We start from the raw sequence: 26,993 nt of genomic DNA, 5'->3' as shown, positions 1-26,993 counted from the left end.
TTCACTCAGTATACTTCCAGCTCTGCAAACTGCATTCTGTATTGATTGGAATCGTTCGGATTCTGGCGCAAGCTGGTACCCGTCACCTTGATATAACGGGCCTGTACCGGTGGGAAGCTGAAGGACTGCACGGCATCTCCCGGCATCGGATAGGCCGTCCGGTTCACGATTGTACTCCAAGTTGTCCCGTCTGTGGAAACTTGTATCGTAAAATCGATAGGAAAGCCATATCCCGCATTCCCCGCGTCATTCCGGGGGTATAGGCCGACTTGGGTAATCGTCGCTGTCGTCCCCAAGTCCACCGTGATCCATTCGGTATGGTCGGAAGTAAGCGAATTGTTGCTAGTCCACCCGTATTTACCGGGTATGGAATTACGCTCGCCATCAACCGCTTTCCCCGCCCCCCAATTCGTACTATTGTAAGTGCTGCTTGCCGTCACAGATTTCCCTATTGCCAAATTGGTTAAAGGCGTTCCGGACACTTGCGGGGAGTCCGCGCTCTCGCCTCCGGGATAAACGGAGCTGACCACGTAATAGTACGTAATTCCGTTCGTCACGGGCTGATCGGTATACGTTACCGCCGTCACGCTCGAAACGATCGTCGTGTAGGGACCGCCGCTAACCGTGCTTCGTTTCACGTTGTATCCGGTCGCGCCGCTCGCTGCCGTCCAGCTAACGGTAACAGAGCCAACACCCCCTGTCGCCGTGACTCCTGTCGGCGCCAGAACGGGCACGGCGGCGGATGCTGCGGCCGAATCCGGGCTGGAGCCGTTCGCGTTCACAGCCGCGACGACATAGTAATAAGTCGAACCAGCCGTAACGGAATTATCCGTGTAGGCATTCGAAGTGATTCCCGTCGCTATGGACGTGTAGGGGCCACCGCTGACCGTCGCACGCTTAATGGTGTAGCTCGTCGCTCCGGAAGAGACGTTCCAGCTCAGCTGGACGGCACCGCCATAGACGCTGGCCGTTACGCTGGTCGGCGCTAGCGGAGTCGTGCCCACCTCATCTGCGCCTTTGTCATAGCCCGAGCCGATCGGACGGGATTGGCCATCCATATCCTTCGGAACATCCGCCGTCAGGGAAGCGCCGGTATCGATCGCAGCTTGTGCCGTGGACGGATTGAGATGGAAATCGCCGCCGGACGGGTTCATGACCCAGCTTGCAGAAGCGTTCGTGATGTTGTTGCTGAAAGTTGCGGTGCCGCCGTCGCGAAGCTTGACAGCTTTATCCATCAAGTTGTTTTGGATGTCTCCGCTGCTTCCCGCAAAGCGCGACTCGACGCCGCCCACGTTCACAGTCGGCGCGATGCCAAGCATCGTGTTGTTGTAAACCTTGAAGCCGTTCGCCTTGTTCATGTAGACGGCCGTATCCAACGTGCCGTACACGACGTTGTTGCGAATGATGCCCCCGCGGTGTTCATACGTCGTGTCGTCGTTCCGGAACAAGTTTGCCCCGGTGCCTCCGCCGCCGAACGACATGGCGATAAAGCTGTTCAGAAACACGTTGTTCTCCACGATCGTATCCATCGAGTTGCCCTTGGCGAAGAATGCATAGGCTACCCCATCATTCACGCCCTTGGCGTTCTGAAACGTATTGCCGCGGATCACCCAGCCCTTCGAACCAACCAGGTCAATCCCTTCCACGACGCTGCGCTGCCCGGTTGTCGTATAGCCGATCAGCGAATTCTCGATCAGCCCGTAATCCGCGTATGGGTCTTCGATATTGCCCGTCGAAGTCGACTTGAAGCCGCCCTCGCCGTTGTCCCACGTCTTGAGGTGGTCGGCGTGGAAGTAATCCGAACCGCTGTTCACCTGAATCGAATGGAAGTACGAATCGCGAATCGTTAAATGCCTGATGGTGACATAGTCCGAATCGTTCACCTTGAAGTTGATGTCGAGCGACGAGTTGTTGATGCCCGGGCCGGCTACGACCGTATCGTTGTAGTTCGTGGTCGCCCCTTGAATCGTGATATTGTTTTTGCCGTTGATATTGATCGTAGCCGTTTGATTGTACGTGCCTGAAGCCAGCGTAATGACCCGTCCGCCTGCAGGCGCGCCGTCGATCGCCTGTTGGAGCTGATCGAGCGACGAGACGGTCACGGCATCCTGAACCGGGGTAAAGGTCGTGGCCGACACGACGTTCGACAGAGCCGAATAATTGCCGGCGTCATCGAACGTCTTAACCGCGAAATAGTACGTTACTCCGGTCGTCAGCTGATTGACCTGGAATTTCATGGCCGAGCCCGGATCCTTCTGCGCAAGCTCATCCTGGGCTTGCGTAGCCGATGCCCAGTTCGCCTCGGTGATCGGGGACGTCGAATAACGGACGTCGTAACCCGCGGCCTTGGCCACCATACCGTCATTGCCAGGAGCGGTCCAAGTCAGCTGAACGCTGCGGATGTTCGGCGCGACAGCCTGCAGATCGGAAATCGCGGCAGGCGGCGTAGGATCGGATGCCGGCGTCGTCACCGTCAATACGTTCGAAATGGCCGATACGTTGGTAGCTTCGTCTATCGCACGCATGGCGAAATAGTAAGTGGTCCCCGGCGTCAGACCGGTCACCGCGAGTGTCTGCGAAGTGCCGGCGACCTGCGGGGTCGGCTCGTTCGTCAGCTGCACCGCATCGTTCCAGTTGTTCTCGGTAATCGGCGCCGTATGATAGCGGATATCATAGGCAGCCGCCGTTCCCACGGACCCGTCGTCGCCCGGCGCGGTCCAGCTCAGGTTCGTCGATTTCCACCTCGTCTGGCTGGCGGACAAATTCGTTACGGCGCCTGGAGCGGTGCTATCGCCCGGATCGGCGTAGACCTCGATCTCCACAGGTGTATTAACCGCCTTGTACTCGCCGCTTACCCGCACGTGCCCGTTCGCCCAGAAGCGTACGTAGCGGGCGTTGATCGTCGATGGAAGGGTAATCGTCTTACCCGACCCATCCGGCGGCTCCTGATATTCGGCATCGGTTCCGACCCCGAGCCCGGAGCTGTTGTCCTGATCGTTGTTGAACACCGTTGTCGCGCCTGTCGCGAACGTCGGATCGTTCGACACTTGGACGACGTGATCGCGTCCGGTCCGGTACGTATCCGAGGTTGCGCCCCAGTCATTGCGAATGTTGATCTTTTTAATGCCGTATGCCTGGCTCAGATCCACTTGAACCCATTTCGGACCGCTCGATACGCTGATCAGCGCATACTGATCGCGAGCCGTTACTCCATCGGTCAGGATGGAGATCGGCCCCCCTTGCGAAACCGTTCCGTTTGTCGTGACCGATTTGTTCCTGGCCACGTTGATCGTAGTTTCCATATCGACTGTGATTACGTTGGAGAGGCCCGATACGTTATTCGCATTATCGCGCGTCTTCATAGCGAAGTAGTAGCTCGCACCCGGCGTAAGCCCGTACACGGTGAACTGCTGCTGTGTGCCGGCAACCTGCGGGGAAGGCTCCCCGACGACAGGAGTGGCCGAGCTCCAGTTCGCTTCCGTAATCGGCGTTGCCGCGTAACGCACGTCGTACTCGCTTGCCGTACGCAAATTCCCGTCGTCGCCCGGCGCTGTCCATTTCAGCTCCGCGCTGCTTAGCGTACGATTGCCGACCGACAGATTGGCGATTGCTGCAGGCGCCCACACATCCGTATTGTCGATGACGATAATCGGCTTGTTGTAGGGGTTCTCCGAGCTGTTAAATGACACAGCGTTTGCTTGTTGGAGAGGATCGCTCAATTTGAACGAAACCTTCTTGTCGCCCATGTGACTGTTCACGAAGTCCGTGATGTCGAAATCCTGCCAGCCCGGCCCGCTGATGGGGAGCAAGCCCAGGTTGACCGCTCCGGTCTCGCTCGGCAAGTTCGAGCTTGTGACCGTGCTCTCAGTCCAGGAATTGTCCTGCAGACCGGTCATCGTAAGCTTCATCGTGATGGGTTTGTTGTAGTTGGTATACAGCCTCAGCGTTGCGCGCTCGGCCGAGCTTCCCGAGTAGCCGCTGAAATTGCCCTGCAAATAGGCCCAGTAGATGCTGTTTCCGTTGTTCTGAATGCCAAGCGTCTGCGTGTTGCCGTAGATTTGACCGCTCGCATCCTGCACGTCATCCGCCGGGCTAAACTCGGTGGCGGAAGAAGCCGCCATCGTGATGGACACGACGTTAGACAACGCAGAGACGTTTCCTTGATCGTCGATCGTTTTGATCGCTGCATAGACGGTAGTCCCGGCTGTCGGGCCGGTCACGGTTACCGATTGTGAAGTACCGGGTGCAGCCGGAACCACGGGAGTCTCGACTTTCTGCGCGCTGCTCCAGGTCGCTTCGGTAATCGGAGCATTGGCATATCGGATGTCGTACAGATAAGCCGTGCCCGTATTGCCGTCGTCTCCCGAAGCGCTCCACGTCAACCGGAACGTGCGCGCGGTCGCTCCGCTTGCCGCAAGGTTGGAGATCGCCGCCGGAGGCGTCAGTTCGTTCGGAACGAACTCATCTGCGCCCACATCCGGCGCGCTTCCGTAAGGACGGGTTTGGCCGTCCATATCGGTCGGCACCTCGGGCAGCGTAACGCCTATATCGCGAGCGCCCGCGCCGAAGAACGGATGGAGGTGATAGTCCCCTTGCGCCGGATTGGCAAGCCAGGTTCCGTTCGCTCCGGTCAGGTTGTTGCTCTGAACCGCGGTCGCGCCGTTGCGCAGCTTGACTGCATAGGTCAGCAGGTTGCCCCGAATCTCGCCGCTCGTCTCGGCAAAGCGCGGCTCGATCGAACCTACACTGCTCGGAGTGTTCAGAATCGTGTTGTTGTACACCTTGAACCCGGTCGCTTTGTTCAGATAAACGCCGGTGTCCAGCGTGCCGTAGACCACGTTGTTGCGAATGATGCCGCCGCGATGCTCATACGTGGTGTCCTGGTTGCGGAAAATCGATGAGCCCGAGCCCCCGCCGCCGAACGAAATGGCGATATAGCTGTTTGTGAGCACGTTATTCTCGATAATCGTGTCGAGGGAGTTCGCTTTGGCGAAGACGGCGTAGGCGATGCCGCCACCCCACCCTTGGGCGTTCTCGAACTTATTGCCGCGAACGATCCAGCTTTTGCCGGCGATAATATCGATTCCTTCAACGACACCCTGGATGCCGTGGGTGGTATAACCGATCAAAGAGTTCTCGATCAAGCCGTAATCGGTGTAGCCGTTTATTCCGTTCACGTCAAAGGTCGTTTTGAAGCCGCCTTCTCCGTTATCCCACGTCTTTAGATGGTCGGCATGGAAATAATTCGAGCCGTCGTTAATCTGGATGGCGTGGTAGTAGCTGTCCTGAATGGTCATGTTCTTGATGGTAACATAATCCGAATTATTGACCTTGATGTTAATGTCCATGGAAGAATTGGACATGCCCGGCCCTTTCACAATCGTATCGGCGTAATCGGACGTTGCGCCCTGGATCGTGATGTTGTTCTTGCCGGTGATCTGAATGGTCGTCGTCTGGTTATACGTGCCTGCCGCAAGCGTAATGACCCGGCCTCCCGCAGGCGCGTTGTTGATCGCAGTTTGCAGGGAGCTCAAGGAGTTGACGGTAACGGCGTCCGGCGCCGGCGTGCTGATCGTGGCACTGACCACGTTGGACAGTCCCGACAGATTGCCGGACGCGTCCTTGGTCTTCACCGCGAAATAATAGGTCGTCCCTGTAGTCAGCTCCTTCACCTTCATGGCCTGGGCCGAACCGGGTGCCTTCTGCGGCATTTTGTCTTCCACCAGCTGAGCGGACGCCCAATTCGCTTCTGTAATCGGGGAGGTGGAATAACGCACCTCGAAGCCGGCTGCCGTCCCGATCGTCCCGTCATCGCCGGTCGCCGTCCAGGTCAGCTTGGCGGAACGGAATATCGCCTGCGACACCGCAAGGTTGGTAATGGCGGCAGGCGCCACCGTATCGGACGCAGGCGTCGTGACGCTGACAACGTTTGACAGCGCCGACTCATTCACAATATCCTTCGATTTCATCGCAAAATAAAACGTCGTGCTTGGGCTCAGCCCGCCAACCGTGAACGTTTGCGTCGTACCCGCCGTCAGCGGGGCTGGCGCTCCGGTCACGACGGTCGCGCTTGCCCAGTTTGCCGCCGTGATGGGCGAAGTGGATCGGCGGAATTCGTAGGAGCGCGCCGTGCCGGTGTTGCCGTCGTCGCCCGGCGCCGTCCAACTGAGTTCGACCGATTGCCAGGTCGTTCTCGTGACGGAGAGGTTCGAGACGGCCGCAGGCGGCGAATTGTCCTGCGGGTCGGCGTACACCTCGATCTCGACCGGCGTATCGACCGCGTTGGCCGTGCCGTTGATCCGGACGTGACCGTTCGCCCAATAGCGAACGTAACGGGCGCTGACCGGATCGGCAAGCAGGATATCCTTGCCGCTGCCGTCGCCCGGCTCGACGTATTCCGCGTCGTTGCCCGTGCCCAGCCCGGAACTGTTGTCGCCGTCATTGTTGAAGATGGCGGTCACGCCGCTGGCGAAGGTTGGATCATTCGACAGTTGCACGATCAGATCCTTGCCGGTCCGATACGTCTGAGAGTCGCCCCAATCGTTGCGGATATTCACCCGAACAACGTCGTACGCCTGCCCGAGATCGACCTGGGCCCACTTGGGACCGGTCGACACGCCGTAGAGCACGTACTTGTCTCTCGTCTTCACGCCGTCCGTCAGCGCGGAGAGCGGCTCGCCGCTTGTCGAGGAGGCGTTCGTCGATACCGATTTGCCTAGAGCAACGTTAGCGACCGGCTTTGTCGCAATGCTCGCAACGGATGACAGGTTGGACACTTGCCCGCCGGTTCCGATCGTTTTCATCGCGAAATAAACGGTCGTCCCGGACGGCAAGCCTTTCACCGTCATCGTCTGAGCGGTTGACGCCGCAGCCGGAGTCGGCTCGCCTGTTATGCGTTTCACGACCAACCCGTCGTCCCAGTTGGCGCTTGTAATCGGAGAAGTCGAATAGCGAATGTCATAGCCGGTTACCGACGACGGTCCCGGGCTGGTCCAGCCGAGAGTCGCGCTGTTCACGGCAGCGTTGCCGGCGGTTAGATTGACGTTAATAGGAAGGGATGAGTTCGTAGCGGGGACTGCGGCGTATACTTCGAGTTCGACCGGTGTATTCACATTCTTAACCAATCCGTCGGCCGTGCGTATATGCCCATTCGCCCAAGAGCGGACGTAGCGAGCGGTGATCGGAGAGCTTAGCGTAATCGTTTTGCCGGAGCCGTCGGTCGGTTCCAGATAAGCGGAATCGGATCCGGCTCCTTGACCGGCGGTATTGTCCGTATCGTTGTTAAAAATGGTGGATACCCCGCTAGCGAACGTGGGATCGTTCGACAGCTGAACGATAATATCGCGCCCGGTTCTCGTGGCCGTCGGGTTGTAATCGTTCAGCACGTTCACCTTCGTGATCGCGAACGCTTCGCCCAGATCCAGCTGCACCCACTTGGGACCGGTCGAGACGTCGATTAAATCGAAGTTGCTAGTGGTCCGGTCTCCGTCGACAAGCAGATTCAAAGATGCGGCATTCGTGACAACACCGTTCGTCGTCACGGTCGCCTGGCCGAGCGCGACGTTCGTCTCCGTCGGATCCGCATAGACTTTGGAGTCGGACGGAAACAGGAACGAGGCGGACAATAAGCTGACAATAAGCAGCGACACCCCTGATTTTTTGACAACCGTATGCATCCTTGCACTCCCTTCCATTGGATGGTATTTCCAATTGCAATAGAGCGTGCTCCTCTTACTCCGTGTGAAGATTCGTTATTTCTTCCGCCTTTCTACCGATTGATTGGCTGCCGGAAGCGCACGTCGACCTCCTTTCCTCCTTCCGCCGTGAAAACGCTTCCCCTTTTTAGCGTGACATAGTTCCATGTGAATCGCCATTAGGATAAATTGTCTTATACTTGGACATTTTCATCCAAAATCTACGGAACGTTTTCGAGATAAGCCGAAGCAAATCGTGAACCCGAATAGACCCAAAACGGAAACGGGACGAAGCAGGAAATTCCTCTGTTTCGTCCCGTTTGGCTATTTCGGCTTCTTTTCAGTTTATTGCTTCAACTTCAGAACGTATCCATTCACTGACGGCCAGCAACCCTAACCCTTGCGTGAACGGGGTTACTTCGAGCGGAACCGTCTGATATCCTTTTAGATCCTCTTGGACCGCGGTCCCCGTAGACCCGCCTTGGACATTCCCTTCCGCGTCGATCTTCGCCATGACGGCCGCTATTGCTCGTTCCGCCATCGGTTTGAATTTCTCATCCACGAGACGAAGACGGATTCCTTTCAATATGCCGTAGGCGACGCCTGCCGTGACAGAGGTTTCCAAATAACTGTCCGGCTGATCCAGAACGGTGCGCCACATGCCCGATTCATCCTGCAGGCGCGCGAGAGCTTCCAGCTGCTCGTTCAACATCCCGACGGCCAATCTCTTCTCTGGCGTGTCATCCGACTCGTACTGCAAAATATCCACCGCGCCGGACGTGATCCAGGCGTTGCCTCTGCCCCAGAGGAACCCGAGGGACTTGGACGCCGCATCGTCCCATCCATGATAATACAGCTCGCTCGATTCATCCTTTAATTTGGTCATGTGGAGGATCAGCTGCTTCACCGCTTCGCGTATGTAGCTTTTTTCGCCAAGCTCGGCTCCTCGCCTGGCCAGATAAATCACGCTCACGAATAAGGTGTCCGCCCATATTTGCGCTTCTTCGTAATGCGGGATCGCGCCGGAAGGCGTTCTCTTTTGTTCCAAGAGGTAATGGTCATATCGGTCGCAGATGCTTTCGTATTTGGGGTCATTCTTTCGTTCGCGAAGCGATAGGACCGTGTGCAGCAGCATCGTCGAATTGACGCTGACATTGTTCATCCCGCTGTCAATCTTGGCGTCGATCCATTGCTGCATCTCTTCATACCAGCCGGAATGTCGGATAATATCATACGCTTGAGCTATGCCGTAGAAGGCGACTCCGATACTCCAATCCCATCGCGCCCATCGCCAACCGATATCATCGTGCTCGTCATTGCCGTATTTTTGACTCAGCGATAACGTTCTTCGTACCATACGGTCCAGATGTTCCATTGCAGTTGAAGTTTCCATGAAAGCCTCCCCTTCCCCCTGACTCGCGTTTTATATGTAAGCGTAGATTTAGATTCATTATAGGGGAATTGCCGTTTCCTCTTTATATGCCAAAGCTATTGTTTACTAGGGTAAATCGATACTGTGTCAGCGCGTTTTCCCTGAAGAACTTTCAACCATAAAACGAAAAATCCGCTCACAGCGCGGATCTCCATAAAGCTTTTCATTGATGTAGAATTTGGCCGGCCAATTCCGCTCCCCATTCACAGCCCGTTGCGCCAAACGGCGTACCTTCTCTCTCGCGCTTTGATAGAACATACCATGTCGCAACGCTTCGAACGCATGCGGCTGATAGATCATTTGGGGAATGGTCCGGATTCCTTTAAAATCGGAGCAGTTCGCTCTTATTCGGTTAATGCCGACATTTCCGACAAGGAGCATCCCCTTTACGCCTTCGGCTTCAGCTTCAGCTCGAAGCAACCTTGCCAACATATCAATATCCTGCTTCCTGGCTTTTACGACTGCCATTGGCTCTCCTCTTTAGAGTTATTGCTCATCATATTGTAGTCGAAACGTATGTGTGACTCTGGCAAAAATGTCCCCCGATAAGTCTCGGCCTTCAATTACCGCTTCTTTCCGTTCATCTCGGGCAATGTGAACACAACTTCCACTTCACGACCGGCGTCCATCAACAGAGAAAGATAGTCCCCCTTTTCGTCATGAAGAAATTTCAACTCACAGCCATCGGCAATCGCTTTTTCCCAGGGCATTCCGGCGCTTAACCGAATTTCATTCCTATCGGCAATAGACACCAGCTTAACTTTGACGATCCGGGATTCTATATTCCAGTTGAGCTCCTTAACCTCCACTCGAGTTCTTGCCATGAGCCCTTTGATGGACCCTGATTTCCAATCGGAAGGCAGTGCAGGAAGAACCTCGATTTCCCCGTTGTTCGAGAATAACAGTGATTCATGAACGGCTCCGAAAGCGCCAAATAAGGTGTCAGAGCAATAGGTGTTACATCTGCGATTCGTATCATGATCCGTCATCAAAGAGGCGTAATATCCAGAATCCGTCACATAGGCAGAAGGGCGTCAAGCACGCCGTCCCCGTTTTTCAACCTTGCGTAAACCAATGCCTTGTGCATCCACCCGTGCCCGGCTGTCGAATCGCCCGTATTGAACGTATTCCGATTCTCCAGAGCCATTTTCGCCGCTTCGGCGATGGACAACCGATTCTGCGTATCGTAAGCAGGCCATGCCGCAACATCGGAATACCGCACTCCAGTCTCCGCCGTCTCATAATTCGTCCATCTTTCGTATTCGGATATCGTTCCTTTGTTCGTGGTATCGAGTCTGAGTTGATGTCCGGGATGGTAACTGTAGAAAAAGGTTCTGATCCTTGTGGAACCGTCGGGAAACGTGATCTTTCATTGATCGTTTCGGTGAAATACGTTACGTCTAGCGTCAGCAAGCTGCTCCGTCAATTCCTCGGGAATCGCCCGCGGATCTTTTGAAGGGAAATTGTATCACAGGTACTGATAAATAAAGGTGTCCGAATACGGAAAGCCGGACGTAATATAGCCGTTCTCCCCATTCCCGCTCACCATACCGTCCCGCCATGCAAATCGTCCCGGATTCGTGGGCGGGACTTCCGTGTACGTTTAGGCGAAGTTTCCTTTCTCGTACATCCTCGATGCTTCCGATCCTGTTGTCATAGCCGTTCTCCCTTCTCAAAATGGCTTTCCCGGTATTCGCCGGGTGTCTGACCGGTATATTTACGGAACACTTTATAGAATGTCCTCGGGTTCTCGAAGCCGACGAGGCCGGCGATTTTGTCGAGCGGGAGCGATTCGCCGCTGAGCAGCAGCTCCTTGGCCTTGCCCATTCGAAGGCCGTTGATGTAATGCACGAACGTATCGCCGGTCTCGCGCTTGAACAGCTGTCCGATATAGGCCGGATGCAGACCCAGATATTCCGCTGCATCGCTGAGAGAGATATCCTTCATATAGAAGGTGTGGAGGTAGTCCTTCAGAAGCTTCACATGTTCACTAAGCGTTCCCTCCCCGGTTGTCTTGGACGCAGTCGCCCCCTCCAAACGGCGTTGATCCAGAATATCGATGGCCATCCGCTTCAGCAGCTCGACGAGCTGCGTCTCATTGATCGGCTTAAGCAAATACTCCGCGACTTGCAGCCGGATGGCCCGTTGGGCGTATTCGAAGATGTCGTATCCCGAAAGAATGATGAACCGTTCCACATTCTTCGTCTTGGCCTTGCGAATAAACTCAAGCCCGTCCATTTCCGGCATTTGAATGTCCGTAATTACAAGATCGGGCTGGAAATAGTCCATCATGTCAAGTGCTTCTTCGCCGTCGCCCGCCGTCTTGATCATGGTAAACGCCGTATTTCCTTTTTCAACCATATCCTTGATGCCTGCCAAAATAATCGGTTCGTCATCCACGATCATAAGCTTAAGCATGGTCGTCCCCCTTGACGCGAATCAGCAGCGAGCAGTGGGTGCCCTCGCCCGGCCGGCTGTCAATCTCCAACCCGGACTCGGGGCCGAAGTAAGCCTTCACTCGCTCCGCCACGTTGCCGAGCCCTATGCCCATGCCGCGTGTTTCGACAGCTCCTTCCGTCGCATGACCGGCCACATAGCGCTTCAGCGCCTGCAGCTTATCGGAGGAGATTCCGGTGCCGTTGTCAGAAACCGTCAGTCTGACCGCACTCTCCGATTCCCTTCGAATTCGAACCTCAATCCGTTTGTCGCCGCGCTTTCGGCCAAAACCATGAATCATGCTGTTCTCGACTAGCGGCTGCAGAATAAATCTCGGGCAATGCAGCGTCAAGACGTTTTCTTCCGCCTCCAGCTCGAATATCAGATTGGGAATTCGTATCTGGTGAATGGCGATGTAAGCCCGGACATGATCCAGTTCCTCGCGCAATGTGGTATCGCGGCTGTTAGACAGGCTGTAACGCAGCAGATTACCAAGCGACAAAGCCATCTCGGCCACTTGATGATCCTTGTTTGCTCTTGCCAGCATTCGCATCGTTTCGAGCGTGTTATACAGGAAATGGGGCTGTATTTGGGCCTGCAGCATCTTGAAGTCCGCTTCCTTCTTGAGCAGTTCCACTTTCTGTACGCGGTTGACCAGCTCGTCGATCCGATTGATCATTGCGTTGTACGTTGTGATAAGAAAGCCGATTTCGTCGGTACCGGTTCGCCCCGTATAGAGATTCCCCAGCGAGTCAAATCCTACCTTGCGCATATGCCGGGTAAGCAATACGACGCGCTTTGTGAGCAGGGATACGATCAAATAGTAGAGTGCCGACAGCAATAGCAGGAGGAGCAGCCCGCCGGCCGCCCACCACGTTTTTGTGCGCAGGAAAGTGAAGAGCTCGTTCCGCTTGTTGATTTCAATGACGGTCAGATCAAGCCGGGATATGGCCACGGTATTTACGAGCAGCTGACTGCGGTCGATCAAAAAGGAACGGGCTGCATCCTTGCGCAGGGTAGCAAGAATGCCGGTTAGCTGGGAATGCGTGAAGCTCCCGTTTGCAAAGCCTTCGATCGGCTTGCCCTCCGCATCTACTATTAGAACGCTGTGATCAGGGTGAATCTTATTGAGATGGGACAGGAAATCCCCGAACAATCGGGGACTCACATCTATTTCGACCATGCCCAGCTCGGTCGTGTACGTATCATTGTATAGTTTGTGATAATAGGACAGAGCCAGCCCCCCATTGCTCAGCTCTCGTTTCCATAATCCCTTGGCTGGTTTCAGCGCGGAAAACTGTTGACTTGACAAGCTTTCACTCAGCTTCCCATAAGGCTGAAAACCGGGTACGGCCGTCATGCGTTCCTGCATCTTCGGGTAAATGGTGAGCCGCGTAACCGACGGTTCCGCAAGGGGGGCGAAGGAAAGGGCCGGGCTGATCTCCTTCAAGTAGGAGTAGATCAAATCCCGGTCGTTGGTATATTCCCCGCGGAGATAATCGATCAAAGCCGCATTATTCTGATAGATGGACTGCAGGGATTCGATCTTGGCCAGACTGGAATCCAGACTTCCCCCCAACTGCTCGAGATTCTGTTGGTTCGCCAGTTGATATTGGGTCAGAAGCTTGTCGTAGAGCTGGTGGTAGACGAACACCGCGAACAACAGAAAAGGCAGAACAACCAGAAGGACATACCCTACAATCATCTTCGTGCTAATGCGCATGATGCGATCCGTCTCCAATCCGTATGGAATTCCGTAAGAAAGCGAATACGGAATGAAGCCGGTGCTCAGGCTTCACCCCGTAATCGGTGCTGCTCGGTCGGAATACGGATTATTTCGTCAAGCTGTCGTATTTCTCCTTGTACGGTCCATACTGCGAGGTTGCCCAGGCGTCCAGCTTGTCGATGCCGATCTTCTCGGCCTTCTTCACCATTTCGTCATAAGCTTTCTTGGCCTCTTCCTCCGATTTGGCCAGATATACCTTGGTAACTTCCGTCCTCACCATGTTGTCGATGTTCGTTCTGATGATCGATTCGGGCGAATCGGTGTCCGGGTTCACCATGCCGATCGCCGGATTGAAGGTGATGATCTTGTCATACTGCTCGCCCTGGCGCGTCGTTTCCGAACCCTTCTTGTAAGTACCGAGCGCCATGCCGACGCCGGTTTCCCACGGAACGCCCCACCAGTAAATGCCGCGCTTCTTGATGTATTCCAGATCATTCGGGTCGTAATTGAATTCCGGATAACCGGCGTCGTTCCAGGTCCAATCTTTACCTTCGAATCCCCACTCGCCGAGCTTCCAGCCCGCGTCGGTAAACATATACTTGAGCAGCCGGACGGAAGCTTCAACGTCCTTGTTGTTCTTCGTCACATAGACGCCCAAGCCGCCCGTTCCCGTGCTGACAATCGAGGCTTCCGGACTGAGCGGCTCCGCCAGCTGAACAAACTTATACTTGCCCTTCGCGTCCGCATTCATCCGGTCTGCGCCGGAATAGGTCCACGTGTAGGCGAATCCCTTACCGTTCAGCATCATTTGCTCCGTCTCGGATTCATTCTTGTAGGCATAGTTCTCCGAAGTGATGAAGCCGTTGCGGTAAAGACTGTTCATATACAGCATCGATTTCTCGACTTCGGGCGTTCTCAGGTAGTACATGAGCTTGCCATCCTTATCGACGAATCCGCCTTGGGCGCCGAATTGAGCGTCGAAATAGGGACGCTGCCAGTTCGGGTTCAGAATCAGCGGGGTCATATCCGGATGTTTGGCTTTTACCTCCGTGAACACTTTATTGAGGTCATCCAGAGATTTGATCTGCGGATTGCCGAGTTCATCCAGAATATCCTTGCGCATCGCAAGTCCCGCCGTCATCATGTGCGCATAGGGGTTTGCCTTCCACTCCGCTTCCGTGGAGAAATCGTTTCGGATAGCGTAATAGTTGCCGTCGCTCACCGTGTTGACGAATTCCTTCACGGGATCGAACTTCACATCAGGCGCATATTTCGGGAAAATTTCATTGTAGGGCAGGCTCAGCTTCGCATCCGACATCAATTTAAAATTGAACGAAACGACCAGGTCAGGCAGATTGCCGGACGCTACCATGAGCGCCAGCTGCTTGTCGTCGGTCGCGACCGTGACGACCGGCTTCACGCAGGTTGCTTTCGTTATCGCTTCCGGAATATCGCCCGCCCATTCTTGAAACGGATACCAAGTCGCGTCAACGAACATGGACAACTCGACCGGTTTATCGCAAGCCGCCTGGTCGCCGGCCTCCGTATTGCCGCTCGTATTAGAGGCGGTTTCCGTGTTTGATGCGGCGTTATCCGAACTGGCTGTCGCGTTCGAATCATTTGCGTCGTTTTTGCTGCAAGCGGCAAGCACGCTGCAGGCAAGCAGCAGCACGACCATGGCGGTCATCAACCCTTTCAAGCGTTTCGCCATTGGTGGATCCCCCTATTGCGATTGTTTTATTTTAATGCAGCCTGTTCGCGCGTTAACAAGCATGCAGTAAAATCCGATTTCGGTCAACCTTTCACGGAACCCAGCATCATCCCCGAAACGAAATGTTTCTGCAAGAACGGGTAGACGCCCAGGATCGGTACGATCGACACCACCATAGCGGTGGCTTGAACGGAGAACGGCGTAACTTTGGTTCGGGATGCGGCGGAAGCCGCTGCTTCGTTCGCCGACGATACCATCGATTGGTTGATCACCTGCATCATCCGGTAAGTTAGCGTGCGGAGCCGCTCGTCTTGGACGAAATAAGCGGAATCCAGCCAGGAGTTCCAGTGTCCCGAGCCGATAAACAGGCACATCGTAGCGATCAACGGCATCGAAACGGGAAGTACGATACGGACGAATATTCGGAACTCGGAGGCGCCGTCCATCCTCGCCGATTCTCCAAGCTCTTCAGGAATTTCCTGAAAAAACGATATGGCAATGAGCAGGAAGAACAGATTCAGCATGCCGGGAATCACATATACGCCGAAAGTGTTGATCAGACCCAGGCTCTTCAGCACGACATAGAAGGCGATCAATCCACCGGAGAAATTCATGGCAATCACGATAATGAGAAAATATCCTCGCCGAAAAAACAAGTCTCGCTTCGCCAACCCATAAGCGACCATCGCGGTAAACAGTACGCCCAGGGCCGTGCCGACAACCGTACGAAGCAGCGACATGCCCAACGCCTGAATCCACTTCGGATTCTCCAGGAAATACCGGTAATTTTCCAGCGTAAAAACTCTTGGCCAGAAGTACATGCCGCCGTTCGTCGTGTCCGCTCCAGCGTTGAAGGTGATGATGAGGATGTAATAGAACGGATACAGCGTAACGATGACGATAACAATCAGAATCAGCATAATGAAGGAGTCGAGACTCCAATCCTCGAACGTTCGCCTTCTGCGCATGGCCGCCACTCCCCGGTTACATAGTTTAGAACAAACTGGTGCCCGATACTCGCTTCGCGATGGCATTGCTCGTGAAGATTAGAAAGACGGAGATGACCGACTGCGCCAGATCGATCGCTGTGGCGAACGAGAATCTGCCTTGAGCAAGACCGACGTTAAAGGCGTAGGTCTGAATAATCTGCGACTTCTCGCTATTGAGCGGGTTCCCCAGCAACATCGCCTGCTCGAAGTTAGAACCGACGAGACCTCCGCCCAGCATGCTGCCGATGGTGAGAATCAGGACGACGATGCATGCGCTTTTCAATCCCGGAATCGTGATGTATAGGATTCGCTTCAGCCGTCCCGCTCCGTCCATTTCCGCCGCCTCATACAGGGATGGATCAATACCGGCCAGAGCGGCGAGGAAGATGATCGTCCACCAGCCCGCTTCCTTCCAGATCGCGGTCGATACGGCCAAGCCGTAGAAGGAATCGGGATTGGTCAGCACTTCGATGGGCTTCTTGATGATGCCCGTCGATAGCAGCATGTCATTGAAGATGCCGTAGCCGGTAGAGAAGAAAGCGTATGCAATACCGGTGACGACGACCCAAGAAATGAAGTGAGGGAGATAACTGACGGTCTGTACGAACCGCTTGAGCGCGACGTGCCGAACCTCGCTCAGCAGAATCGCGAACAGAATGGGAACCGGATAGGAGAAGACAATCTTCAGAACACTGAGAATGAGCGTGTTGCGGACAAGATTCGGGAAATTGTAATCGTCGACAAGCTCCCTGAAATGCCCGAGTCCCGCCCAAGAACTTGTGAAGATCCCCTCAATACCCGTCGAAATCCGATAGTCCTTGAAAGCGATGATGATGCCGAACATGGGGATATAGCTGAACAGAATCAGAAACAGTATGCCTAGGCCGACAAAAACATGAAAAGGAAGTTGTTTGCGCAGTCTGCTTCCGGATAGGTCTTCGTTCAAGGATGCCACCGCCTTTGGTAAGCGTTTTCTAGGTTTAATTATAAGAACGGCAAATTGCCGTGAAAACGGTTCATTTCGTATAAAACGGTGTCCTTTTTCAAGGCGACCGAAGGATGCCGGAAGAGATGCGGAAAGCGAATCCCCCCGTAAAGCTTGTACGAGTTGAGTGAGCAGACCGAATTCGTTTCTCCTCCCTCTAGTCAAAAAAAAGACCCATGCACCAATGTGCAAGGGCTCCATTAATACCTATCGTAAAATCAATATATAAATAACCTTCTTTATTAACGGGGACATTATACTTAGTAATAAAGTCCGTAAATACTGAATTCATAATCGAATGTTGCTTATTTCTTTCCCGAATCTCATCGACATTTCAGGATCTATGACACACCCCGACCATTGTTGTATTTTCTCAAGCTCATGGGCCTTTATTAGTGCTTTACTTCTAATACTTCACTACCGATATGGATCATAACCGTTGTATCTTCACGAATCGCCGTGACCGTACGAGTGGCAGGATCGTAATCGATGTTTGCTCCAATCGTTTCCAGCGCTTTCCTGACCGGGATCTGAAGGCGATTTTGACCGTCCTTATAAGGCATTCCCAATTTTTCTTCCGGTGTGTAAAGCAACTCGCGATTGTCCACCACAAAATTCATCTCGGGTGTCTTCCTGTATGTCGAAAAACATGATGCCGCCGCCTTTATTCAATGCGAGCCTTGTTTTCTGGCGGATCGTGTTGACACCGTTATAGGAGTCCGATTTATCGCCGGGCACAAAATCGAGATAAGCATTTGCCTTAGCCAAAGCCACCAAAAGCCTGTATTGCTTCCAGCTTGGTCTGGAATACATGTGCGCCATCCGCGCGCCTCCGCACTTCTGCGTCCGCGCCGCGTTGCCCTCAGAAGCATCGAGGTCCTATTGATTGGGGCAGATTTATCATAGAACTTCCAAATTATTATTCACATGATAATGATGGAATTTCTTAATCCATACACGATACTCCAAGCAATTTCTCTTATTTTGCATAGATTGATTCTAACATAGAAGAAAGGAGGGGGAACAATGCCTCTCTATTCAACCGGTCCTATCGAAAATGCAGGAACTCCCGAAAGCCGATCGAGCAGTATTATTGTTTTTTTTGAAAACTCGGCAGGCTCTTTTGACACCGTATTCGTACAGGTATTCCGTCTGAACGGCACGAAAACCGTTATCGCCCAAGAGCAATTTAACGTACCGCCCGAAACTACGCTCACGCGACAATACTTTGTAGCTGCCACGGCCGAGTTTGAGGTACAAGTTCTCACCAATTCGGGATTCACTTTTGTTTCAGTAGCGGGAGTAAACGCTAATAATGTCTTCATTCCTCAACATCGCTTAGTCCTGCAGGAAATGGCTATCTTACCAATCGTACCGTAATCACCAATTTGAATGCTGTGCTTGGCGACATATATTATCCATCGAAAAGAGGTGAATGATCCATGCCTTTGTATACTTCAGGACCGATTGCGAATTTGCTTTTTGGCCAAAATGCCGAGACTGCATTTATTAAATTTCTTAATAACAGTCCCAGCACGTTCGATGTCATTCGGCTCGAGGTAAAACAATTGTTTTTTGGCGGAGATCAGACCTATGTTCTCCAGCAATTTGTGCTCCCTCCCAATTCCTCCACATTAAGGATTGTGCAGGTGGGATTCGCGGGGAGTTATGAGGTCATCATTACGACTAATCTTAGTACAACCCTGGTTTCCCATTGGGGTAAAACCTCTAATCAGACCATCCTAGCCACACACCGTCTCGTGCACAATGAATTTACATCGTTATTTGTTTAGCCCCTATTATTCTCCGAACTTGTGCAGTGCTGCGTTTGGTGACAAGTGAGGAAAGCCGATGAGAGAAGTTGGACGAGCCCCGCTGTGATTGTTGCAACTTTTGCTATCTGATGTTGATTCAAAAAAATGGACTGGCATCGTCATCCGTTGAGGTTGACTTACCAGTCCTTCCTTGTATTCAATTGCATTGAAGATTGTTCGCAGTTAGACCTAGTATGCAGTGACTTTCCAAGCGCATTGCTTCAGGTGAAGTTAGATGAATACGCTTCCTGCAAGAATAATCACCAGAAGAATAAAAAGCACGAGAACAAACGCCGCACCGCCACCATAACCAACTCCAGCGCTCATGGATTTTCAACCTCCCCCCTCTTGGAGTGTGTGATGTCAGATCACTCTGCATGTTATGAGGGGGGCAGATGGACGGTTTGTACGTTTGTTCCTTATTGACAAATTATCTTTACTTACTCCGTTTTTGATCTTGCTTCGCCTTTCGGAACTTCTTGACTTGTTCCTTGCACTTCTGGAGGGAAGGCTACGAGTTGTTGCTTTTAATCCTGCAATATTCCCGATAAAGTTGAACAACGGTTGAAGCTGCTTAAAAAAAACGAACATCTTCTGTATTTTCCCCATGGTGGACAAGATTCCGTCAAGTCCGCCAAATGCCGTGAAAATGTTCGATGAGGGGTTATGCACAGATGCCTCCGGTCTATAAGTCCCTTGTTCGCCTTGCTGAAAATAGAACGGATCGGAAAATGACGGAATCATTGGAGTATCAGGCACGATTCCCGGCTCTGCACCCTGAGAGAAAAAAGACTGCTTCATAACTGCCGTTTGTTGTGAACGGTTAGGCCGCAAGCTCACTTTCCCCCCTTTGAAGGAAATCATGGATGAACACTAAACTAGGGTATGTATCTTTAGGACAAATTGTATAGGTTGATAACCGGACCGAACGAATTTGTCTTCCCGCCTTGACGCCTTGAGCACGAAAAAAGACGCCGGTCCATACCGGCGCCAATGCTGATGCACGATGATGAAAATCAGATGAATACTCCCGCGCGAAGGATGATAACCAGCAAAACAAAAAGCACGAGGGCGAATGTCGCAGCGCCGTATCCACCGAATCCGACGCCGCATCCGTAGCCTCCAACTCCGTAGCCCATGAGATCACCGCCTTAGAAGGATTGTGATTCATCATCACACCCCTAACATATGGCAAGGGCGAATGAGAGGTCAGTACGAACGCACAGATCGGTCGACGATTCCGCAAATGCACCGGTCTCTGACACAAGCAGCAACGGACTAGGTGATTGAGCGTGATTTTTTGGGGGGCTATTTTCAATTTTTCCGAATGAACACTTCTTGGTACCGATCATCGGCATTTTGTTTTCGAAATTTAATCTCCATAAGCCGCTTTGTTATCATCGCTCTTCCACTTGTGGAATGAACAAGCGTTGGCAATTGGATGATATGTTCCTTGTTTCCAGCCAAACCTATCAGTTTAATATCACTCATTCTTGCGAGAACTCTCAAGCGCTTGGGGTCTAATGTTTTCGGACTCCTGATCTTTACGATGACATAGTGCTGCGTTTCGGAAATCTCGGTTTGAAATCCTTCTTCAGCCGTGTTTTCAAGTTGCATCATCGCATTTTTCAAGACATCCTGGATAAAATTTTGGACCCAATCCGGATTCTCTGATGGATCAGCGGGGATTATGGTTCGGTTAAATAAATTCTCAAAATCAAAATGATGAAATGGATTGCTGTCTTGGTTCATTCACCATACCTCCAACCTAAGTAAGTTAGCCTATTCAATTGTTTGACTTGATGTGAAGCACAGAAGAAATAGTTCGATCATAATTCCTTTCCGGTTCGCCCCTCCTCTTGTCCGTCCCTCTTCTCGAAGAGTTGCAAATTAAGACCAACCCCCGATATACCGAGAGTTGGCCTCCTTGAAGCTTATTGCACGTATTTTCCATGATCCGGTATGGCGATGCGGTCGAATTGTTCCACTAATGTCCGTAGATGATCCGTCAGCTCTTTCCCTGACATCGGCAACCCATGTCCGGTTATGGCGACGGCGGGTTTCAAGTCGGCCAAAGCTTCGACCGAACGCCTCGCGGCTGGCCAGTCCGTCGTGAAGTATCTCGGGGGACCGCTGATCTCCCGTTCCTGCGCGAATACTTGATAAAGGGAATCCTGCCTTACCGTAACGAAAGCATCGCCTGCCAAGAGTGTACGGTCTTTGTCCCGGAACAAGGATATATGCCCAGGGGTATGACCGTCCGTTAGGATCCATCTCCACTCCGGCAAGACGGGAATCGTTCCGTCCGGGGGTAGCGCTTTTACGGCAGCCCCCAGTTGGATCGGTTGATTGGGGAACACGAACGACATTTTCGCGACGAGCCCGCCTTCCACAGAGGGGTCAGGCGGGGGGTAACCCTGTCTTCCCGTTAGAAACGGCATTTCCATCTCGTGCGCGTAAACCGGGACGTTCCAGTGCTCGATGATTTCGATGACCGCCCCTACATGATCGAAATGGCCATGCGTAAGCACGATCCCTTTCGGCCTGGTATGGGAACCGAATCGATTTTCCGCTTCCTTAATGATGAGGTCTGCCGAGCCCGGCATCCCCGTATCGACCAAGACCCACTCGCCCTTCTCCGGAAAACCGACAAAGCATACATTGACGATTTGAACGGTCAAGTACGACAAATCCGGCAGCACTTCTTCCGCATTCCCATTCCGAACGGAGGTAACGGGCAAGTAGCGGTAATCGTTTCCGTAGTTCATTTCGAACGGCATGCTTCTCCACCTCGACTATTTCACGACGGAAAATTTGAAGATCGCCGTCTGTTTGTAGACTTGACCCGGTTTAAGAACCGTTGACGGAAAGTTCGGATGATGAGGCGAATCGGGAAAATGCTGCGTTTCGAGGCAGAAGCCGTAGTAATTGCCATAAGATTTGCCTCCCTTTCCGATGATAGCGCCGCCTTGCGTGAGATGGTTCCCCGTATACAAGTGAACGCCCGGCTGTGTGGTATATGCATCCAACCTCCGGCCCGACACCGGCTCGAATACGGTTGCGGCATGCTTCATTCGTGAGCCCGAAGGATTCAGTACATAATTATGGTCAAATCCTTCTGCAAGACGGATTTGCGGATCGTTGGAACGGATCCTGGAACCGATGACGGTTGGCCTGCGAAAATCCATATCCGTACCCGTTACGCTTCGGATTTCTCCCGTCGGTATATAATCCGTACGTACCGGGGTAAACCGGTCCGCGCGGAGGGTCAGCCGATGATCCAGGATGTCTCCGTTACCCGCGCCTTTCAGGTTGTAGTAGTTGTGTTGAGACAGATTGACGACCGTCTCTTTGTCGGTCACGGCCGAATAATCGATTCTCAGCTCGTTGGCATCGGTTAAGGTGTATACAACGGTCGCCGTAACCTTACCCGGGAACCCCTCTTCCCCATCGTTGCTTACGTAACGAAGAAGCAAGCCGACTTGGCCCTTCCCAACGACAGGCTCGGTATCCCAGATTCTCTTGTCAAAGCCCCTTATGCCGCCATGCAGCGTGTTCCGTCCCTCATTAACGGACAGCCGGTATAAGGTGCCGTTCAAGGTAAGCCGGCCGTCGGCAATGCGATTCGCATACCGCCCGATCAAGGCGCCAAAATACGGTTTGTTGCCGGTCGTAAGATAATCCATCGGGTTGGCATAACCAAGCAAGACATCCTCCAGGACTCCCCGTCGGTCGGGCACATGAAGCGAGTACATGATCCCGCCGTAATTCATGATTGCGGCCCGCATTCCATGCGCATTCTTCAAGGTATACAGATACAACGGTTGCCCGTCGGCGGTCTGGCCGAACCGTTCCTTCGTAATGCTGCCGGAATCCGCAAACGAATGGCAGGGCCATGTAAGCAGTGCAGTGATGGCGTAGATGAAGATAGCGGCGAATTTCAACTTGATCACGCCTTTCGCGGATAGTAGGGTTGCACGTGAACCATAACATCCCTTTTTTTACAACGTTTTATGCACTGTCCGGTTCGAAAGACGCTGCTTCACATTGGGTCAAAAAAAATCAGGATTCTTCACGAATCCTGATTTTGAAAAACTTCATTATGGAATGGGGGGGTCTTCGTGTTTGCCGGTTATTTTGACTGGTTTTACCTGCGACCTGCTATAAAGCGTTATGAGAATCAGCACGACCAGCAATAAGACGATTGCAATGCCTGCGACCAGCGACCAGACAGTCCAATCTCCCATATGAATGAAATAGAGAGAAAGATAAAGCCCGGTGAGTGTAATCAAAAGCGTAGGCACCGTGAGGACAATACCCGTCTTGAAATACTGACCCCACGTGATTTTAACGTCTTTTCTAACCAAAACATGCAGCCACAACAAAGTGGCTAGTGAACCGATCGGCGTGATTTTGGGTCCCAAGTCGCTGCCGATGATGTTCGCATAAATTAAAGATTCGCGAATTGCGTTTTCGGTGTGTGTGCCGTCAATGGCAAGTGCGCCAATCATCACGGTAGGTAAATTGTTCATAATCGAGGATAATATCGCTGCCAGAAATCCGGTGCCAACGGTCGAGATGTAAAGTCCCTGATCGGCGATTTTCTGAATGACCACACCCAGCATATCTGTAAGTCCTACGTTACGCAGACCATAAACGACGACGTACATGCCGATGGAGAATATCACAATCGCCCATGGGGCTTCCTTGATCACTCGGCCGGTGTGAATCGCCGGGCTGCGTCTTGCGGCCGCGATAAAGGCAATCGCGACGATGCTCGCAATAACCGAAACGGGAACATGAATGAATTGGCTAACCATGTACGCAACCAGAAGAACGGCTAAAATCAACCAGGAAAGCTTAAAAAGTCCTTTATCGCGAATGGCTTCTTTGGGCTCCTTAAGAAGTGCTACATCGTAGTGGCCAGGGATGCTCTTTCTATAGAACAAATACAGCACCAAAAGACTTGCGGCAAGGGAAAACAGATTCGGCACGAACATACGCTTCGCATACTGTACAAATCCGATGCCAAAGTAGTCGGCAGAAACAATGTTTACGAGGTTACTCACCACAAGCGGCAAGGACGTCGTATCTGCAATAAAGCCGCTTGCCATGATAAAAGGCAGAACCATTCTTCGGTCAAGCTTGAGCGCTCGAACCATTGCGAGAACGATCGGCGTCAAGATCAAAGCACCCCCATCGTTGGTGAAAAACGCAGCGACTGCGGCACCTAGAAGCACGACGTAAACAAACATGAGTTTGCCATTGCCTTTGGCAAGGCGTGCCATATGCAAAGCGGCCCATTCAAAAAAGCCTATCTCATCCAAGATCAGCGAAATCAAAATGATCGCCACTAACGTAATGGTCGCGTTCCACACGATGCCAGTTACAATGCCAACGTCATGTACGGATACGACTCCGCAAATGAAGGCGAAAGCTGCTCCCCCGCTCGCGGTCCAACCGACGTTTAGTCCTTTGGGCTGCCATATGACTAACGTAAGGGTAATCAGAAAAATAACGAACGCAAGTATGACCATGTTTCCTCCTGCTTTATTTTCGCCAAAAAGTTGAACATTCTGCCTTATCCAAAATATTATACTTTATTGCCGGCGGAAGTCCATGCCGTGTGAATGATCTATTGTTTTTCACCGGCTTATGACCCCAGGGTTCATGATTGCGGATCAACACCACTAGGCGGGCGTTGCCTCGCAAGTCGCAATGACAACGTGCGCTTTCTCTCGACCCTTCCGTCAGATCACTCTATCATCCACTCCCTTTCGAAGCATCGAAGGAGTATTGTCCTCGGCTGGGTAACCCTGATCACAGCCGTAAACGGGAAGAGCCGATGGCATAACCAATGCCGTCGGCTCTTTGAACATTACAATTTATAACGATGAATGACATCTTTAAGCTCTTGCGCGGCATCGTTGAGCGTCCCGGCGGACTCGCTGATGCTTCTGATTACATCCAGCTGCTGCTGCGATTCCGTCGCCATTTGCTCGGCATTGTGGGCCGAAGTGCGGGAGATTCCCACGATTTCTTCCATGGAGGCTGTCACTTGCTCCGTGCCGGCAGACATCTCCTCGGCAGCAGAGGAAACTTCCTGGATCTGTTCGGCGACATTGCGAACCGAGGTCATAATCTGGTCGAAGATGGAGCCTGTCTGCTCCATCATTTCCATCCCGCGCCCGACCTCCGTCACGCCGCTGTTAATCGCGGACATGGCGATTGACGTTTGGTTTTGAACGACTGTTACGATCTCGCTAATTTGAGATGCGGCCGATTTCGTTTGCTCGGCCAGCTTTTTGACCTCGGAAGCGACGACCATGAAGCCGGCCCCATGCTCTCCCGCTCTGGCTGCTTCAATCGATGCGTTAAGCGACAGCAAGTTCGTTTGAGCCGCGATTTCGGAAATTACACTGATGATGCTGCCGATTTCTTGAGACTGTGCCCCGAGTTCAACCATAATTTGGGCCGATTCCTGGGTTTTCTCGTGAATCTGGTTCATTTGGCCGATCGTCTGCCGTACGACGTCGTTACCGGAGCGGGCAAACTCCTCCGCCGCGGCGGCAGCCTCGGAGACGGAGGAAGACGTCTCGGCAATCCGTTGAATGCCGATCGCCATTTCATCCATCGATTTCGATGTCTCTTCCGCACCCTTTAGCTGCGATTGAGCGCCTGCGGCGACCTCTTGAATCGCGCCGGTGATACGGTTTGACGATTCCGTGGAAGAAGAGGCGTTTTGCGCCAACGTTACGGCTGACTGCACCACCCGTTCGGACGTCTGCCTGCTGGTCAGAATCGCTTCCCGGTACGCATCGGTCATCCTGTTGAAGGATGCTGCCACGGCGGAAAGCTCATCGCGGGTTTTCAGATTGGCACGGGAAGTAAGATCGCCCATCGCAACCAGCGCAGCGGTCTCTTCCAGCTCTGCGACAGCCCGTTTGACGGATGAATAAAAGCTGATGAACAAATAAATGACGACCAGAACTGAAATCAGCATAAAAATCAGCTGATTCACTTGCTGCTGCCTCAATGCGTCCGCTTTCGTTTGAAGCAGATCCGAGTAAGCGGTTGTCAGTTGCTCATAATTTTGGCGGGCCAGTTCGACGTAAGGCAGCAAATCCTCGGAAACGGACTTGACGCTTTTCGTAATCTGGGCCTGATTAAGGATGTTTTTGTTTAAATATTCAACCAATTGATCCACGGAAGTTTTTTGCTTCTGCCATTGCTCTTGCTGGCTATTGCTCAAATCGGAATTTGCGATAGCCACGTTGTCGATATTGGTTTTAGCTGTATCCAGGTTCGTATCGATCTGACCCAGCAACGTAGTCACCGCATTCTTATCGGCTTCGTCCGGCGTTTTTATTCCCGCGTATGTAGCGGCCAGCGCACGGGCACGGCCGATCCGGTCGATTAATTGCGGCAACTGTTTGAAAGCAGTATCCATCGTATAATAACTGTCCAAATCCGAATCCAGCACCAGATGGGCGGTGTTCAAAATCTGTGTAACGATGGCTCGGGTATCGGTCAATACGGAGTTATGTAAACTGATATTGTCATCTGCGCTCAAGTTGGCGCGCCGGGCCTTGAGATCCTCCCATTCTTTTTTCAGCTCCGTCCATTTCGACACGGTTTTCAGGTCGGTGCCTTGTTGATTGGCCAGCTTATCCAGCGCAGCAACCCGCTCATCAAGCGATTTTTCATTTTCGGTCAACTCGGCTTTGGCTTCCTCATCCTGTTGAATCATTCTGCTGATCAACGTACGGTGAGTGTCCACATCAATGACAAAATGGTTTAACTCCTGAATATAATCAAGACCTGACTCCTTCTGTCGGATAAGAGAGATGTCTTCCGTTGCGGACTCATACTTCATATATAACAGAATGATGATAGGGGTAATCAGCAGCACACCGATCAATGCAAACTTCTGTGCATATTTCAGGCGGTTCATAAAGGCAATTCCGGGAGCAAATAATAGGCTTGCTCGAGACTTCATCGTTTTCGTTCCTTTTGACATCATTGTTCTGGCCTCCGAATCAATCGCTTATATTCAATTTGATTTTCGCAAACTCAACCTCAACTCTTTAGAAGTTAGCTGAATCGGCAAAAAGAAAAACAACCATCCAAGGTCCGAATAGTGGTGCCGAAATAATGTCGCATTTTGTAAGTTTTGCACGTTATTTAGTATAGCAATTTGTTCCGT

The 26,993-nt window shown here is 52.5% G+C and carries 19 protein-coding genes; 1 reads left to right on the top strand and 18 read right to left on the bottom strand.

Annotated features, from left to right (window positions below; genetic code table 11):
- Positions 1-5: 5 nt before the first annotated feature.
- The 11 genes from GE107_RS10430 to GE107_RS10380 all read right to left on the bottom strand — a co-directional run bounded on the left by GE107_RS10430 (position 6) and on the right by GE107_RS10380 (position 17,593).
- Positions 6-7,676 (bottom strand): fibronectin type III domain-containing protein, encoded by a 7,671-nt coding sequence (locus GE107_RS10430; protein ID WP_219639653.1) that lies wholly within the window; start codon positions 7,674-7,676, stop codon positions 6-8.
- Between the two features lie 358 nt (positions 7,677-8,034).
- The gene (locus tag GE107_RS10425; RefSeq protein WP_219639651.1) at positions 8,035-9,087 is read right to left on the bottom strand and encodes a glycoside hydrolase family 88/105 protein; all 1,053 of its coding nucleotides are present in this window, start codon (positions 9,085-9,087) and stop codon (positions 8,035-8,037) included.
- 126 nt (positions 9,088-9,213) lie between these two features.
- Positions 9,214-9,594, bottom strand: coding sequence for a cell wall hydrolase (locus tag GE107_RS10420; protein ID WP_219639649.1), 381 nt, complete (start codon positions 9,592-9,594; stop codon positions 9,214-9,216).
- A gap of 95 nt (positions 9,595-9,689) precedes the next feature.
- The gene (locus tag GE107_RS10415) at positions 9,690-10,115 is read right to left on the bottom strand and encodes a glycoside hydrolase family 95-like protein (RefSeq protein WP_219639647.1); all 426 of its coding nucleotides are present in this window, start codon (positions 10,113-10,115) and stop codon (positions 9,690-9,692) included.
- 26 nt (positions 10,116-10,141) lie between these two features.
- The gene (locus tag GE107_RS10410) at positions 10,142-10,348 is read right to left on the bottom strand and encodes a hypothetical protein (RefSeq protein ID WP_219639645.1); all 207 of its coding nucleotides are present in this window, start codon (positions 10,346-10,348) and stop codon (positions 10,142-10,144) included.
- A gap of 431 nt (positions 10,349-10,779) precedes the next feature.
- A complete protein-coding gene (locus tag GE107_RS10405) occupies positions 10,780-11,544 on the bottom strand; it encodes a response regulator (RefSeq protein WP_219639643.1) in 765 nt (254 codons plus the stop codon).
- On the bottom strand, positions 11,537-13,285 hold the full coding sequence (locus tag GE107_RS10400; RefSeq protein WP_219639641.1) for a sensor histidine kinase: 1,749 nt from the start codon (positions 13,283-13,285) through the stop codon (positions 11,537-11,539). Before GE107_RS10400 ends, GE107_RS10405 begins: the two co-directional genes overlap by 8 nt.
- 109 nt (positions 13,286-13,394) lie before the next feature.
- Complete coding sequence (locus GE107_RS10395) at positions 13,395-14,999, bottom strand: type 2 periplasmic-binding domain-containing protein (RefSeq protein ID WP_219639639.1); 1,605 nt, start codon at positions 14,997-14,999, stop codon at positions 13,395-13,397.
- 83 nt (positions 15,000-15,082) lie between these two features.
- Positions 15,083-15,967, bottom strand: coding sequence for a carbohydrate ABC transporter permease (locus GE107_RS10390; protein WP_219639637.1), 885 nt, complete (start codon positions 15,965-15,967; stop codon positions 15,083-15,085).
- A 25-nt stretch (positions 15,968-15,992) separates the two neighbouring features.
- The gene (locus GE107_RS10385; RefSeq protein WP_255570372.1) at positions 15,993-16,934 is read right to left on the bottom strand and encodes an ABC transporter permease; all 942 of its coding nucleotides are present in this window, start codon (positions 16,932-16,934) and stop codon (positions 15,993-15,995) included.
- 431 nt (positions 16,935-17,365) lie between these two features.
- Positions 17,366-17,593: a stalk domain-containing protein gene (locus tag GE107_RS10380; protein ID WP_219639636.1), complete on the bottom strand. Its 228-nt coding sequence runs from the start codon at positions 17,591-17,593 to the stop codon at positions 17,366-17,368.
- A gap of 406 nt (positions 17,594-17,999) precedes the next feature.
- On the opposite strand from GE107_RS10380, the gene GE107_RS10375 reads away from it, so the two are divergent.
- The gene (locus tag GE107_RS10375; RefSeq protein ID WP_219639634.1) at positions 18,000-18,353 is read left to right on the top strand and encodes a hypothetical protein; all 354 of its coding nucleotides are present in this window, start codon (positions 18,000-18,002) and stop codon (positions 18,351-18,353) included.
- Positions 18,354-19,018: 665 nt separating this feature from the next.
- Here GE107_RS10375 and yjcZ read toward each other — a convergent pair.
- From yjcZ to GE107_RS10340, 7 genes are all read right to left on the bottom strand, one after another.
- Complete coding sequence (yjcZ, locus tag GE107_RS10370) at positions 19,019-19,114, bottom strand: sporulation protein YjcZ (RefSeq protein ID WP_219639632.1); 96 nt, start codon at positions 19,112-19,114, stop codon at positions 19,019-19,021.
- A gap of 689 nt (positions 19,115-19,803) precedes the next feature.
- Positions 19,804-19,926 (bottom strand): sporulation protein YjcZ, encoded by a 123-nt coding sequence (locus GE107_RS10365; RefSeq protein ID WP_219639630.1) that lies wholly within the window; start codon positions 19,924-19,926, stop codon positions 19,804-19,806.
- 175 nt (positions 19,927-20,101) lie between these two features.
- Entirely contained in the window at positions 20,102-20,539 is a 438-nt protein-coding gene (locus tag GE107_RS10360; RefSeq protein WP_219639628.1) for a hypothetical protein, read from the bottom strand.
- A gap of 182 nt (positions 20,540-20,721) precedes the next feature.
- Positions 20,722-21,567, bottom strand: a complete 846-nt coding sequence (locus GE107_RS10355; RefSeq protein ID WP_219639626.1) for an MBL fold metallo-hydrolase — start codon at positions 21,565-21,567, stop codon at positions 20,722-20,724.
- 15 nt (positions 21,568-21,582) lie between these two features.
- Positions 21,583-22,731: an aldose epimerase family protein gene (locus tag GE107_RS10350; protein ID WP_219639625.1), complete on the bottom strand. Its 1,149-nt coding sequence runs from the start codon at positions 22,729-22,731 to the stop codon at positions 21,583-21,585.
- A gap of 156 nt (positions 22,732-22,887) precedes the next feature.
- Positions 22,888-24,324: an arsenic transporter gene (locus GE107_RS10345; protein WP_219639623.1), complete on the bottom strand. Its 1,437-nt coding sequence runs from the start codon at positions 24,322-24,324 to the stop codon at positions 22,888-22,890.
- A gap of 341 nt (positions 24,325-24,665) precedes the next feature.
- A complete protein-coding gene (locus GE107_RS10340) occupies positions 24,666-26,810 on the bottom strand; it encodes a methyl-accepting chemotaxis protein (protein ID WP_219639621.1) in 2,145 nt (714 codons plus the stop codon).
- Between the last annotated feature and the right edge of the window lie 183 nt (positions 26,811-26,993).

Source organism: Cohnella sp. CFH 77786, assembly GCF_019400745.1.
Lineage (GTDB): Bacteria > Bacillota > Bacilli > Paenibacillales > Paenibacillaceae > Cohnella.
Note: the sequence above shows the minus strand (reverse complement) of the source record. Positions and strands in the feature narration are given on the sequence as shown.